This is a genomic window from Thioalkalivibrio sp. ALR17-21 (genome assembly GCF_000420185.1).
GTDB classification, from domain to species: Bacteria; Pseudomonadota; Gammaproteobacteria; order Ectothiorhodospirales; family Ectothiorhodospiraceae; genus Thioalkalivibrio; species Thioalkalivibrio halophilus.
In genome coordinates this window covers 14,170-28,127 of the sequence record NZ_ATUL01000030.1, presented here as the reverse complement: position 1 = coordinate 28,127, position 13,958 = coordinate 14,170, and the positions used below count along the sequence as shown (strand labels likewise).

The window sequence follows — 13,958 nt, the reverse complement described above, 5'->3', positions numbered from 1 at the left end:
CTGGCCGATCGGGCGCAGGAGATCGGCCGGACGCCGAATCGGCCGGAGGGCCGGCCTCCTACGGACCGGGTGGCGTGGGAGGCCAGCCCCCTGGCCGATCCGCCACGGCCGGGTGCCGTAGGAGGCCAGCCTCTGGCCGATCCGGCACAGGAGATTGCCCGGACGCCGAATCGGCCGGGGGGCCGGCCTCCTACCGGCCGGGTGCGGGGCCGATCGGGGGGTGTTTGCTTGACGGTCGGGTGGCTTGGCCGGAGACTGGTGTGCTTTCCAATGATGAGGGTTTGCCCCGATGAGCCAGTCCGAAGTGAAGACCGAGGAGAAGAAACAGCATTTTGACGACATCTACGTCGCCGAGACGCCGGTGCCGTTCAAGGAGCGCATCATCGATGCGCTGGACTACATCTCCGACGACTTCAACCGCCAGACCTTCGACCGGCTCATCCTGCCGTGGGCCGAGCAGCAGGCCGCCGACGGCCGCACCCTGAACTACGTCGACCTGGCCTGCTGCTTCGGCAACACCACGATGGCGGCGGTGCACAACATGACCGTGGACGAGATCCGCGAGAACTGGGCCTCGGAGACGGTCTGCAACACCATCAGCAAGCCGCGCCGCCTGCCGATGCACACCACCGGCATCGACATCTCCGAGAACGCCCTGGCCTACGGTCAGCGCGCCGGCCTGTTCGACGACACCCACGCGGCCGACCTGAACAACCCGCCCGCGGAAACCCGCGACGCGATCGAGAAGTCGCTGGAAGAGGCCGACATCCTGCTGTCCACCGCGTCGCTGGTGTACCTGGATCCGCCGGCCATCGCGTCGCTGCTGGATGCGTTCCGCCGCGGCGAGGGCGAGGGCTACCTGCTGGTAAACTTCCTCAACCCCTTCGCGCTGGAGAAGGCCGACGAGACCAAGCGCATGCTGCTGGACCGCTTCGAGTTCGTGGGCAGCACCGCCAGCCGTCACCGCCGCATGTCCGAGCTGGAGCAGGAAAACTATCCGGGCGAGGAATGGGCGCTGCTGGAGATCTGGGTCCTGCGCCGCAAGGCCTGATACCCGCCTCGCGCCTCGGGGCACCGGGGCACGGGGCCGTCAGGAAGGGGCCATTACAGGAGGACGACGCGGTCGCGTCCGCCCTCCTTGGCCTGGTACATCGCCTGATCGACCCGCCGCGTGATCGCGCGCGGCGTGTCGCCCGGCTGCCGCTCGGTCACCCCGAAACTGGCGGTCACCGCCGGCGCATCCGGAACCTCCATCTCCGCGATCGAACGGCGCAGTTTCTCCGCCGCCGCGGCGGCACCCTCGCCGTCCGTCTCCGGCAGCACGATCAGGAATTCCTCCCCGCCCCAGCGTCCCAGCGTGTCCTGCTCGCGCAGCTGCTCACCCACCGTGCGGGCCACCGCCTTGAGCACCACATCACCGGCGTCGTGGCCGTGTTCGTCGTTCACCGCCTTGAAGTGGTCGATGTCGAACATGATCACGGCCATCGGCCGTTCGTATCGCTCGCACCTCTCCAGCTCTGCCTCCAGGCGACGGCCCAGGGTCAGCCGGTTGGCCAGCCCGGTCAGCCAGTCGGTCTCGGCCAGACGCCGCACTTCATCCTCCATGCGCACGCGTTCGGTCACGTCCTTGCCGAAGGCCACGAAATGCGTGATCTCGCCGCAGTCATCGCGGATCGGGGTGATGGTCTGCTCCAGATTGACCTTCTCGCCGTCGGGCCGCCGGTTCACGAACTCGCCGCGAAAGGTCTCGCCCCGGCGGAGCTGCTGCCACATGGCGGCGAAATAATCATCGTCGTGCTCGTCCGACTTGAACAGCGCCGGTGTCGCGCCGATGACGCTGTCGGCATCGAAGCCGCTGAGATCCAGGAAGGCCGTGTTGGCGAACACGATCACGCCCTCGGGGTCGGTGATCATCACCGGGTCCCCGGAGGCCTCCAGCGCGGCGGACAGCAGCCGCAGCTGCTCCTCGCGACGGCGATCCTCGGTCACGTCGCGCTGCACCGAGACGTAATGGGTAATGCTCGGGCTGTTTTCGGGCACCCGCATCGGCGAGATATGCCAGCGCACGCTGTAGGGCTCGCCATCCTTGCGGTAGTTGATGGTCTCGGCGTCAAAGCCCTCGCCGCGCTCCAGGGTCACCTTCAGGTCATCCAGCACCGCGCGCGAGGTCTTCGGCCCCTGCAGGATGCGCGGCGTCAGGCCGAGGACCTCGTCCCGGCGGTAGCCGGTCATCTGCTCGAAGCCGCGGTTCACGTAGACGATGCGCGGCCCCGCTTCGAGATCCGCGTCGGTGATCAGCACGCTGTGCGCGGTGTCCTCGATCGCGGCGTCAAGCAGCTCGAGCCGCGCGAGACCCTGCGGGATATCCAGAGGCACGGGATTGACCACCCGGTTCAGACCTCGTCCAGCATGCCGAGGATCGAGCCCACGATGTCGCTGGTGGTGACGATGCCCTCCAGCTGGTTGCCCTCCAGCACCACCAGGCGGCGCACGTCCATGTTGACCATCATCCGCGCCACGTATTTGACGTCCATCTCCGCGGGCACGGTGATCACCGGCTTGGTGGCGACGTCGTACACGTTGGCCAGATCGATGTCGCCCTCTTCGGCCACGATGGTCTTGAGGATGGTGGTGTAGGTGATGATGCCGTAGGCATCGTGCGGGTGCTGCTTGTCCACCACCAGCGAGCGCACGTTGTTGTCGCGCATCAGCTGCATGGCCTCGCGCAGCGGGGCCAGCGGGGCCACGGTGATGACTTTCTCGGTCAGGATGTCGCGAACCAGCATGAAGTCTCCCTCCGGTCGGAGTTGGGGTCAGATTTCGTCCTTGACCTGTTCCTCGAAGCGGTCGATCTGCCTCCGGTCAATGCCCGCCAGATGCGAGATGTCGGTGATGAAGGCCACCCCGCGCGGGTCTTCGTCCAGCCCAAGCTCGCGGAACAGTGATTTCAGCACCGTCAGCGCGAGGCGCTTCTCCAGAATCCACAGCAGCACCGACTGGCTGCCCTCGTAGGTCATGCCGAGGAAGGTCTTGCGCACCTCCGCGCCGATGCCGCGCGCATCCATGATGGTCACGCCGGCGGCACCGGCCTCGCGCGCCGCATCCACGGCCTTCTGTTCCAGTTCGTCGGGCAGCACCGCCACCAGGGCCGAGAATCTCATGCCGTGTCCCTCCTGTCCTTGCGGATCAAGCGTTCGTAAAGATCGACCACGATGGCATAGAGCATCACGGTCACGATGGGGAAGATGGATGCGAACGCGATCAGACCGAAGCCGTCGATCAGCACGTTGCGCCCCTCCAGATGCGTCGCCAGCCCGATCCCCAGCGCCGTCACCAGCGGCACGGTCACCTCCGAGGTGGTCACCCCGCCGAGGTCGAATGCCAGCGCCACGATGTCCTTGGGTGCGAGGATGGTCAGCACGATGACCAGGACATACCCGGCCATGATGTACAGGTGGATGGAGTCCCCGCTGAGGATGCGGTGCACCCCGATGGTGATGCCCACGGCCACCCCCAGCGCCACCAGGATGCGGATGGCGCTGCCCTTCAGCGAGCCCTTGGCCGCTTCCTCCGCCTTCTGGCCGATGGCGATCAGCGCGGGTTCCGCCATGGTGGTCGCAAAGCCGATGGCGAAGGCGAACAGGTACACCCACACGAACCGGTCGTTGGCGATCAGCTGCTCGGCCATGCTCTCGCCGATCGGGAACAGGCCCAGCTTGAGCCCGACCACGAAGGCATACAGGCCGAACACCACCAGGGCGAAGCCGAAGAGCACCCGCGGCAGATAGGGGATGTGCTTGCGCAGCACGAAATACTGGAACACCACGATCACGCCGATGATGGGCGCGACGTCGCGCAGCATCAGCAGCAGGTCCATGCCCATGGCGCTGAGGAAGTGGCGTTCCTCGCCCGCCCCGGGCAGATCCGTGTCGGTATCCATGGCCGCTCCGTCGCCGGCGCCGGGTGCCGGGCCGTCGATGTCGGCCCCGGCGAACACCACGATGCCGTAGAGCTGCACCGTGATCATCGGCACCATCACCGCCAGCGCCACCAGGCCGAAACCGTCGCGCAGCGGGTTGCGCCCGGCCAGCGACGCGGCCAGCCCCAGCCCCAGCGCGGCCACCAGCGGCACGGTCACGATGTTGGTGGTGACGCCGCCGGAGTCGTAGGCCAGGCCCACGATCTCCTCGGGCGCGAAGAAGGTGACCAGCACCACCAGTACGTAGCCGGTGAGGATGTACCAGTGCAGCGGATGCCCCAGCACCGTGCGCAGGATGCCCAGCGCCACCACCGCACCCACCGACAGCGCCACGATCAGGCGCAGGATGAAGCCCTGGATGTGCCCCTCGGAGATGGTCTCCGCCTGTTCCGCCACGGCGATCAGCGCCGGCTCCGCGATCACCGTGGCAAAGCCCAGGGTAAAGCCGAAGGCCATCAGCAGGATCAGCGAGCCGCGCCGCGCCAGCGCGTTGGAGAGGTTCTTGCCGATGGGGAAGATCCCCATCTCCAGCCCCTGCAGGAACAGCGCCACCCCGAAGACCACGATCACCAGACCGATGGCCATGGACAGCACGCCCTCGGGCACCGTCTGCAGCACGAACATCTGGAACACCACCACCACGATCACGATGGGGGCCAGGTTGCGGGCGGCGTGGCCGAGAGTGTGGAGGAAGTTCATGCGCGCGCGGTCCGGGCTGCGATCATGGGTCAGTACGCCTGTGCGCACAGCATACACGACGCGGGGATCGTTTCCCGCCCGCGATGGTCACACCCGCATGGACTCGCTCGCACACCCCTTCCGCGCCGTGGTGATCGGCGCCACCGGCGGCCTCGGCCGCGCCTTCGTCACCCATCTGGAGAACGACCCGAACTGCGCGCAGGTCGTGGCGCTGGGGCGCTCCACCGACCCGCCGCTGGAGCTCACCGACGAGGACAGCATCCGCCACGCGGCCGCGTGGCTGGCGGAGCAGGCGCCCGACTGGGACCTGATCATCGACGCCACCGGGGTGCTCACCATCGACGGCCATCGGCCGGAGAAACGCCTGCGCGAGCTCGATCCGGCGGTGATGGCGCAGGCCTTCGCGGTCAACGCCATCGGCCCGGCGCTGATCTTCAAGCACTTTGTGGGGCTGCTGCCGAAGGACCGCAAGGCGGTGCTGGCGACGCTGTCGGCGCGCGTGGGCTCCATCGCCGACAACCACTCCGGCGGCTGGCTGAGCTATCGCGCCTCCAAGGCCGCGCTCAACCAGATCGTGCGCACCACGGCGCTGGAACTGCGCTTCAGCCATCGCCGGGCGGTGGTGGCGGCGCTGCAGCCGGGCACGGTGGAGACCCCGCTGTCGGAGCCGTACCGCGCCCGCGCCCCCGAGGTGCTGACGCCGGAACGCGCGACCGGCGCACTGCTGGAGGTGCTGGACGCCCTCGGTCCCGAGGACTCGGGCGGGCTGTTCGACTTCGAACACCAGCGCCTGCCGTACTGATCGGGCCGGGAGCTCAATCCGCCAGCGCCCGCCAGGGCCCCGGCACCGGCCACAGCCCGCGCGCCACCAGCTCGCCATCGTCCTGCAGCAGATAGCTCTCCTGCGCGCGGTGTCGCAGCGCGCCCGCCAGTGCGCGCCGCTCGCCGGGCGAGTCGGCCGCGATCACCGTGATACCGGTCTCGGGCACGGTCCAGGCCAGGGCCCCGACACCGGATCCGGCATCGGGCAGGTCGTCCGTATCCACATGCGCCTCCTGCGGGCGCGTCGGCAGTCCGCGTTCGCTCAGCCATTCAGCGACCGCCGCGCGCGAACCCAGCAGCACCCGCGGTGCTTCGGCTCCCGCCCCGGAATCGGAATCGGGATCGGTATCCGGGTCCGCCGTCTCCGGCACCCGTCCCAGCCACGGCACCAGCTCGGCGGGCGAGGCCCCGCCGAGGGGGATCACCCGGGTCGCCGGGTCCAGCTCCGCCTCGCGCAGGATGCGCGGGTACTCCTCCGCCGCCAGGTGGCGAAACACGCGCCAGTCGGGGTCCACGGCGATGCGCGCGGGCCGCGCGTCGGTGGACAGTTCCAGTTCCAGCTCGATGGCGGCCTCCTCCAGATCCACCCAGTGCGTCTCCCGGCCGTCCTCCTCCGCGAACTCGACCACCAGCGGCACGCGCACCCGCCAGGGATGGTCGGTATCCGCCTGTGCCAGCCGCGCGGTCACACGCCAGCCGTCGGCGTCTTCACGCGCGGCCGGGTTCTCCAGCGCCAGGCGCGGCGCGCCGGCCCGGCCGATCCACTGCTCGAAGAACGGCTCCAGATCATCTTCGGTCGCCGCGTCCACGGCCGCGATCAGCTCCGGCCAGCCGGCCTCGCGATGCCGGTATTCGGCGTAGAAGTCGGCCAGCCCCGCGTGCAGCGCCGCCTCGCCGATGCGGTCCTCGAGCATCCGCCACAGCATCGCCCCGCGGTGATACCCGGCGATGCGGTCGGCCCCGGCATTGCCGCCGACGAACTCGCCATGCGGGTAATCCTCGCCTGCCGGCAGGGCGGCGTAGTCACGCAGCCACTGGCCCCGTTCGTCGCGCGCCTCGCCGCGTTCTTCGGCGAACCGGTAATCGGCCATGAAGGTGGTCAGACCCTCGGTCCAGTTGCCCTGGCGGCGATCGGCGTACACCCCGGTGCCCCACCAGTTGTGCAGCACCTCGTGCCCCAGCGAGGTGTGCGGGATGAACGGCAGCGGGATGACCCGTTCACCCAGCAGGGTGAATCCGGAGAAGGCCAGCCCCACCGGCGCCGGGCTGGCCGCCACGGTGAAGCTGTCGAAGGCATACGGCCCGATCCGGTCGCTGAAGCGCTCGAGGTATTCCACGGTCTTCTCGCGGTAGGTCGCGCCGAACGCGTCCTCCAGTTCCGCCGGGAACAGGGTGCGCACCTCCACGCCATCGGCGGTCTCGCTGCGCCCCTCCTCCCAGGGGCCGCTGGCCAGCGCCAGCGCGCGGCCGCCGGGATGCTCGAACACCGCCCGACGCATGCCGTCATCGTCCGGCTCCGAGGAGCGCCACGAACCCGAGGCCACGACCCGGTGCCCGTCCGCCACCCGTACTTCCAGGCGCACCGGCGCCGGCTCGGCCTGCGGCTGCCGCGGGTACCAGTCGCCACCGGCCGGCAGGAACCCGCCGCCCTCGCCGAGAAAGCCGTTCCCCTGTCGGGCATCCTCCGGCGCCGGCAGCCGCGCGCCGTACTCGATGACCAGTGGCGCGTCGTCGGCCCCGCCATCCGCGCCCGGTTCCACATCCAGGTATCCGGCGTCGTCGCGTTCGTGGTTCAGCACATGGCCGCCCCGCTCCACCGTGTCCACCTGCAGGCCGGGGGCCAGACGCAGGCGCAGCACCCCGTCGGCCTCGTCGAGCATTGCGGCCGGCAGGCTGAGGCGCCCTTCCAGGCGCTGGTCGGCGGGAAACAGGTCGATCGCCAGCTCGCGCGCGGCCGGTTCATCGGCAAACGCCGGCGCCGTCCAGCCCACCAGCGGCACGATCAGCAGGGTGGCGAAGCCGATCCCCACGCCACGCGCTGCAGCCACGCGCCGCCGTTGGACCGAACGCCGCATCAGTGCCCCTCCGGCGCGCCCGGCATGTCATCCGGGCTCTCCTGCCAGGGGAAACGCGCGATCACCTCCTCGCGCTCGCCGTTGCGTTCCAGCACCAGCGGCAACCAGGTGCCCGGCGTCACCCCCTGCACGATGCGCTGCAGATCGGCCGGCGTCTCCACCGCGCGGCCACCGGCCTCGACCAGACGGTCGCCGCTCTCGATGCCGGCGGCGCCGGCCACCGAATCGGGCATCACGCCGCGGATCTCCACCCCTTCGCCCTCTTCGGGGCGCTGCATTTGCACCCCCAGGATCGGGGTCAGCGGCTGGAAGCGCTCGCCGCCCTGCACGCCGAACACCGCCCGTGCCAGGTCGGGGTCGTCGCCAGTACACGCCCCGTCGCTCTCGCGCGGCAGCAGCACCGGGGCATTGTCCACGCCCAGGTCCGCCAGCTGATGCGGCACGCCGTGGCCGTATTCCAGATGCCCGGACCCGATGATCCCGACCACCAGCGGCGGCTCGTCACCGCCCGCCTCGATCGCCCCGGCGATCGCCGCGGCCATCATCCGGTCCCAGGCCAGCTGGGTGCCGATGAACGCATCACTGTCCCCCGGCGCGGCCGGATGGCGCGCCAGCACCTCTTCAAGATATTCGCGATAGGCCTCGGCGGGTTCGGCCGGGGCGGAGACCCCGTCGCGCTCGTCGGCGGACACACTGTCCCAGCCCTCGTGGCCCAGACGGCGCACCAGGTCGCGCTCGGCGTTCAGCGCCACCAGCGGGACGTCGTGCACCCGCGCGAAATGCAGGATCGGCCAGTACAGCCGCGGGTTGAAGCCCCAGTGCTCGTACCAGTCGCTTTCCTGCAGGAACTGTTCCTCGTCCAGTTCACCCGCCACCCAGTCATCCAGCACCGGCTGTGCCGAGCGCGGCAGCATCTCCAGGCCGATCACCATGTCCGGGCGCTGGCCGTGCAGCGCGGCCAGGGTACCAAGCTGCCAGCGATGGTGGTCCATGCGGTTGTGGGTCTCGCCCAGCAGGACCGCATCGGCGCCGGCCAGTTCGGCGAACAGCTCCGCGGCATCCACGTCCTCGCCCTCCGGCGTGGCCCACTGTCCGGGCTGCACACAGTCCGCGCCCGACGGCACATCTGCATGGGGTGCAGAGGGCCCCAGAGCGAACGCGGTGGCCGTCAGGGCCAGCAACGACGGCGCGACAAAACGCCGCGACCGGCGCACCGGGTACGCCGTGGGGATCCGCCACTCACAATTCGGAAACAGCCTCATCAAGCCTCTCCAGCCAGAATACGCAATGTCCATTGGGACCGGCCCCGCCCCCGAGCGTTCCGGCCCGTACTCGGCCTACAATCCCATCCGGGACCCGGAGGACCACGATGCGATTGAGCGAAGACCAGCGTAAAACGATCCACAACACGGCCCGCGAACTGTTCGGGGACTGTACCGTTTATCTGTTCGGATCGCGCGTCGACGATGCGGCCCGCGGGGGCGATATCGACCTGCTGGTGGAAACGCCGCGCCCGCTGGAAAACCGGGCGGCGATGGCAGCCCGCTACACGGCTCTCCTGCAAAGGGCGCTCGGCGATCAGCACATCGACGTCCTCATCGTCGATCCCAATACCCGGCACCAGCCCATCCACGACCGTGCGCGCGAACAGGGGGTTGTCCTGTGGCACTGAACCCGGATCCGGAACGACTGAAGTTTCTGCTGGAGACCACACGCAAGGAGGCCCGACACCTGCGCCAGACCGTTGACCGACTGGCATCCGAACCCATCTCCGCCGACTGGGTTGCCGGTCTCGAGGACCAGCCGGAGCTTTCCGAACGCCTGGATGCGTTCGTGGCGCGCTTCGGTCGGTTGCAGGACACCCTTGGCGACAAACTGGTCCCGGAGCTCCTGCGACACTGGCTGGAACATGTAGGCCCCGCCCTCGACAACCTGAGTCGCATGGAGCGTCTTGGACACCTGGATTCCATCGACGACTGGATGGAGGCCCGCAACCTCCGCAACCGCCTGGTCCATGAATACATGCGCGACCCGGAGGAGTTCGCCGAGGCACTGCAGCGGGCGCTCGAACTCGTGGCCCTGCTGGAACAAACGCGCGACCGTCTGGAACGGGCCGCGCAGGATCTGCTGCCGGACGCTCCCGACCCTGCCGCTGCGCGCCCGTAGGAGCCTGCTTGCAGGCGAACAGGACCGGGCGGGCGTGCACATGGATTCGCGTTTCCCTAAGCTGGGGAGCATGGACGCGCCCCCGAATCCCGACCCGTCTCCGGCCGCGCGCGAGCGGCTGAACGCTACCCTGGGCCTGCTGCGCTCGCTGGCGATCTACCGGCGCCCCGGGCGCCAGCGGGCCCTGCGCCGGCTGTACCGTCCGTTCATCGGGCGCGACGACCGGGTGTTCGACATCGGCGCCCATCTGGGGGATCGCACGCTGGCCTTCTCCCGCCTCGGCGGACAGGTGATCGCGGTCGAGCCGCAGCCCGTGCTGCGCCGCTGGCTCGAGCGCGGCCCCGGCCGGCGGCGCAACGTGACCGTGCGCGGCGAGGCGGTGGGCGCCGAACCCGGCACGGCCGACCTATACATCAGCCACCGGACTCCCACGGTCTCCACGCTGTCGCAGCGCTGGACTGACGAGCTGCCACGGCGCAACGACGGTTTTCGGGGCGTGCGCTGGGAAGATCATTTGCAGGTGCCGGTCATCACCCTCGACGATCTGATCGCCGAATACGGTCTGCCGGCATTCTGCAAGATCGACGTCGAAGGCTATGAAGTCGAGGTTCTGTCCGGGCTGTCGCAGCCGATCCCGGCGCTGTCGCTGGAGTTCGTCGCTGGCGCGCTGGACATTGCCATTGCCGGCATGGAGCGCCTGGCCGAGCTGGGCGACTACGAATTCAACGTGATCGCCGGCGAGCAGCGCGAGTACCGCTTCGCCCGCTGGCAGGACCGGGGTCGGGTGCGGCTGTGGCTGGAGGCCCACGCCGCGGATTACGGCTCCGGCGATCTCTACGCCCGCCTGCGCATGCCGCATGCCCGATCCTGACGCGCCCCGCCCCCTGCCCCGCTGGCAGGACCTGACCACCGCCGAGGCCGCCGAACTGGCCGGCCGCGACCCGGTGGCCGTGCTGCCGCTGGCGGCCATCGAACAGCACGGGCCGCATCTGCCACTGGACACCGACCTGCGCATCGGCGAGGGCCTGCTGCAGGCGGCGTGGGCGCAGCTTCCCGCGGATTTCCCCCTGCTGACCCTGCCGCCGCTGGCGATCCTGGCCAGCCCCGAGCACGCCCGCTTCGCCGGCACCCTGAGCCTGACACCGGAGACCGCCATCCGCGTACTGGTGGAAACCGGCCGGGCCGTGGCCGGCGCCGGCGTGCGCCGCCTGGTGCTGCACAACAGCCACGGCGGCAACCGGGCGGTGGCCGACACCGCGGCGCTGGAACTGCGGCGCCGCCACCGCATGCTGATCGTGCGCCATCATTACTTTCTCCAGGATCCGCCAGCGCAGGCCGGCATTCCGGCCGCGGAATGCCGCCATGGCCTGCACGGCGGGCGCATCGAGACGGCGATGATGCGCCATCTGGCGCCCGCCAGCGTACACGACGCCGAGGCCCGCCACGCGGGATCGCTGGGCGAGGAGCTGGAGGCGTCGCTGGAGGTCCTGCGCCCGGAGGGCCCGGCCGGCTTTGCGTGGCTGGCCGGCGACCTCAACCCCGCCGGGACCACCGGGGATGCGGCAGCGGCCACCGCCGCCGAGGGCGCGGCCCTGGTGGACCACTACGCCACCCACCTGGCCGCCGCCCTGCGCGACGCCCGCGCCTTCCCCCTGGACCGGCTCGCGTGAGCCCTCCGGAAACTGCGGAATTGTCCCGGCCGGCAGGCAACGGTCTACCATCGCGGGCATGAGTACCGTAACGACCCCGCAGGCCGGCCTGGCCGCCGTGATCGAGAGCCTGCGCGAGCAGCTGCCGCCAGAGGCCCTGATCGTCGAGGAAAGCGAGCGCCGTGCCTACGAATGCGACGGCCTCTCGGCCTTTCGCGAGGTCCCCGGCGCGGTCGCCCTGCCCGCCAGCATGGAACAACTCCAGCTGTGCCTGACGGCCTGCCGCGAGCACGGCGTGCCGGTGGTGCCGCGCGGTGCCGGCACCGGGCTGTCCGGGGGCGCGCTGCCCAGCGCCGAGGGCCTGCTGCTGTCGATGGCACGCTTCAACCGCATCCTCGAGATCGACGCCGACAACCGCTGCGCGGTGGTCCAGCCGGGCGTGCGCAACCTCGCGATCTCCGAGGCCGCGGCCCCGGCCGGGCTGTACTACGCCCCCGACCCCTCGTCGCAGATCGCCTGCTCCATCGGCGGCAACGTGGCCGAGAACGCCGGCGGCGTGCACTGCCTGAAATACGGCCTCACGGTCCACAACGTGACCGGACTGGAGTTCGTGACCCTGGACGGCGAAGTCATCCGCGTCGGCGGCAGGACCCTGGACACCGAGGGCCTGGACCTGCTGGCCTTCCTGATCGGCTCCGAGGGCATGCTGGGGATCGTCACCGAGGTCACCGTGCGTCTGCTGCCGCGCCCGGAACGCACCCAGGTGCTGATGGCGAGCTTCGACGACGTGGAGACCGCCGGCGCCGCGGTGGCCGGGATCATCGCCGCCGGGCTGATCCCCGCGGGCCTGGAGATGATGGACAACGCCGCGATCCGCGCCGCCGAGGACTTCGTCCATGCCGGCTATCCGGTGGATGCCGCGGCCATCCTGCTGTGCGAGCTGGACGGCAGCAACAGCGAGGTCTCCGAGAGCGTGATGTTCGTGCGCGAGAAGCTGCTGGAGCTGGGCGCCCGCGAGGTCCGCACCGCGCAGGACGATGCCGAGCGCGCGCGCTTCTGGGCCGGGCGCAAGGCCGCCTTCCCCGCCGCCGGCCGCATCTCGCCCGACTACTACTGCATGGACGGCACCATCCCGCGCCACCAGCTCGGGCACGTGCTCGAACGCATCGAGGCACTCTCCGCCGAACACGGGCTGGGCGTGTGCAACGTGTTCCACGCCGGCGACGGCAACCTGCACCCGCTGATCCTCTACGACGCCAGCCAGCCGGGCCAGATCGAGACCGCCGAGGCCTTCGGCGAGGCGATCCTGGAGCTGTGCGTGGCGGTGGGCGGCACGGTCACCGGCGAGCACGGCGTGGGGGTGGAAAAGCTGGACGGCATGTGCGTGCAGTTCGCCTCCGCCGAGCTGGAGCAGTTCCACGCCCTGCGCCGCGCATTCGAACCGCGGGGTCTGTTGAACCCCGGCAAGGCCGTACCCACCCTGGCGCGCTGCGCCGAATTCGGCCGCCAGCACGTGCGTTCGGCGCAGCCACCGCACCCGGACCTGCCCCGGTTCTGATCATCACGGCCGTTCCCCCTGACAACCCGACCCGGAATCCGCGCATGGAAGCCCCGAATCCCCGCCCCCCGCAGCACACCGAGCCCGGCACCGACGCCTTCTCCGGCGCCGTCCGTTCGCTGATGGACGCGCTGTACGCCATAGCCCCGCTGGACACCTGGCTGCTGACCCGGGTCGAAGGACGCGACTGGATCATCCTGCACGTCCTGGATCAGGGCGACACGATCGCCCCGGGCGTCGTCCTCGACTGGCACGGCTCCTGCTGCATCCACATGGCCTGCGGCGACGCCCCGTCCATCGCCCCGGATACGAGCGGGATCCCGGTCTATCGCGACGCGCCGGTGAACCACCAGCTCCCGGTGGGCGCCTATGTCGGTTTTCCGCTGCACGACCGCGACGGGAACCTGTTCGGCACTTTGTGCGGCGTGCATCCCGAGCCCGTGGACCCGCAGCTCCACGACCGCCACACCGCCCTGAAGGCCCTGGCCGACACCGCGGGCCACCTGCTGGCCCTGCAGCGCGAAAACGACATCCTCGACCGCGAACGCCAGGCCACGGCCCTGCTGCCCGGCTCCGATCCGGTGAGCGGCACCCTGAACCGGCGCGGATGGGACATGGCCCTGGAGGGCGAGGAAGAACGCTGCCAGCGCAACGGGCAGCCCTGCGCGGTGGTCCTCGCGGAGGTCACCGATCTGGAGCCCATCAACCGGGACGCGGGCATCGGCCAGGGCGACCGGCTGCTGGCGAAACTCGGACCGATCCTGCAGGGCCTGCTGCTCCCCGGCGACCGTGTGGCGCGTATCGCCGGCAACCGGTTCGGCCTGCTGCTGGTGGACACCGGCCCCGACGCCCTGGAACGACGCCACGCCGAGATCCGCACGGCCCTGCGGGACCATCACCCCGCCATCGAAACCGGCCGCGCCCTGCGCCACCCGGGCGAGGGCCTGCAGCACACTCCCCACCTCGCCGAACGCGATCTCCTGCGCCAGCGCCACACCCGCTGAATCAGG

Annotated in this window: 14 protein-coding genes; 8 read left to right on the top strand and 6 right to left on the bottom strand. The window is 70.1% G+C overall.

The genetic code is table 11. From position 1 onward, the window contains the following. Positions 1-289: 289 nt before the first annotated feature. Entirely contained in the window at positions 290-1,051 is a 762-nt protein-coding gene (locus G020_RS0112990) for a class I SAM-dependent methyltransferase (protein WP_024329909.1), read from the top strand. A gap of 53 nt (positions 1,052-1,104) precedes the next feature. Here G020_RS0112990 and G020_RS0112985 read toward each other — a convergent pair whose 3' ends face one another. Genes G020_RS0112985 through G020_RS0112970 form a run of 4 tightly spaced genes read right to left on the bottom strand, consistent with a single transcriptional unit; the run spans position 1,105 to position 4,678 of the window. Then, entirely contained in the window at positions 1,105-2,370 is a 1,266-nt protein-coding gene (locus G020_RS0112985) for a sensor domain-containing diguanylate cyclase (protein ID WP_156002766.1), read from the bottom strand. A gap of 23 nt (positions 2,371-2,393) precedes the next feature. After that, complete coding sequence (locus G020_RS0112980; protein ID WP_018871354.1) at positions 2,394-2,786, bottom strand: CBS domain-containing protein; 393 nt, start codon at positions 2,784-2,786, stop codon at positions 2,394-2,396. Positions 2,787-2,813: 27 nt separating this feature from the next. After that, complete coding sequence (locus G020_RS0112975; RefSeq protein WP_024329907.1) at positions 2,814-3,161, bottom strand: hypothetical protein; 348 nt, start codon at positions 3,159-3,161, stop codon at positions 2,814-2,816. Next, the gene (locus G020_RS0112970) at positions 3,158-4,678 is read right to left on the bottom strand and encodes a DUF1538 domain-containing protein (RefSeq protein WP_024329906.1); all 1,521 of its coding nucleotides are present in this window, start codon (positions 4,676-4,678) and stop codon (positions 3,158-3,160) included. The genes G020_RS0112975 and G020_RS0112970 overlap by 4 nt, the downstream gene beginning before the upstream one ends. Positions 4,679-4,775: 97 nt before the next feature. Between G020_RS0112970 and G020_RS0112965 the strand changes: the two genes are divergently transcribed. Next, positions 4,776-5,480 (top strand): SDR family NAD(P)-dependent oxidoreductase, encoded by a 705-nt coding sequence (locus tag G020_RS0112965; RefSeq protein ID WP_024329905.1) that lies wholly within the window; start codon positions 4,776-4,778, stop codon positions 5,478-5,480. Between the two features lie 13 nt (positions 5,481-5,493). Here G020_RS0112965 and G020_RS0112960 read toward each other — a convergent pair whose 3' ends face one another. Both G020_RS0112960 and G020_RS0112955 read right to left on the bottom strand, forming a co-directional pair. After that, positions 5,494-7,575, bottom strand: coding sequence for a M1 family metallopeptidase (locus tag G020_RS0112960; protein ID WP_024329904.1), 2,082 nt, complete (start codon positions 7,573-7,575; stop codon positions 5,494-5,496). Beyond that, positions 7,575-8,837 (bottom strand): ChaN family lipoprotein, encoded by a 1,263-nt coding sequence (locus G020_RS0112955; RefSeq protein ID WP_231363095.1) that lies wholly within the window; start codon positions 8,835-8,837, stop codon positions 7,575-7,577. Before G020_RS0112955 ends, G020_RS0112960 begins: the two co-directional genes overlap by 1 nt. A 107-nt stretch (positions 8,838-8,944) precedes the next feature. On the opposite strand from G020_RS0112955, the gene G020_RS0112950 reads away from it, so the two are divergent. The 6 genes from G020_RS0112950 to G020_RS0112925 all read left to right on the top strand — a co-directional run bounded on the left by G020_RS0112950 (position 8,945) and on the right by G020_RS0112925 (position 13,952). Further along, complete coding sequence (locus G020_RS0112950; protein ID WP_024329902.1) at positions 8,945-9,247, top strand: nucleotidyltransferase domain-containing protein; 303 nt, start codon at positions 8,945-8,947, stop codon at positions 9,245-9,247. After that, entirely contained in the window at positions 9,238-9,741 is a 504-nt protein-coding gene (locus G020_RS0112945; protein ID WP_024329901.1) for a hypothetical protein, read from the top strand. Before G020_RS0112950 ends, G020_RS0112945 begins: the two co-directional genes overlap by 10 nt. A gap of 70 nt (positions 9,742-9,811) precedes the next feature. After that, entirely contained in the window at positions 9,812-10,612 is an 801-nt protein-coding gene (locus G020_RS0112940) for an FkbM family methyltransferase (RefSeq protein WP_024329900.1), read from the top strand. Beyond that, positions 10,599-11,411: a creatininase family protein gene (locus G020_RS0112935; RefSeq protein WP_024329899.1), complete on the top strand. Its 813-nt coding sequence runs from the start codon at positions 10,599-10,601 to the stop codon at positions 11,409-11,411. Before G020_RS0112940 ends, G020_RS0112935 begins: the two co-directional genes overlap by 14 nt. Before the next feature lie 58 nt (positions 11,412-11,469). Continuing rightward, a complete protein-coding gene (locus G020_RS0112930; protein ID WP_024329898.1) occupies positions 11,470-12,948 on the top strand; it encodes an FAD-linked oxidase C-terminal domain-containing protein in 1,479 nt (492 codons plus the stop codon). A 44-nt stretch (positions 12,949-12,992) separates the two neighbouring features. Then, positions 12,993-13,952 (top strand): GGDEF domain-containing protein, encoded by a 960-nt coding sequence (locus G020_RS0112925; protein WP_024329897.1) that lies wholly within the window; start codon positions 12,993-12,995, stop codon positions 13,950-13,952. The last annotated feature ends 6 nt before the right edge of the window (positions 13,953-13,958 follow it).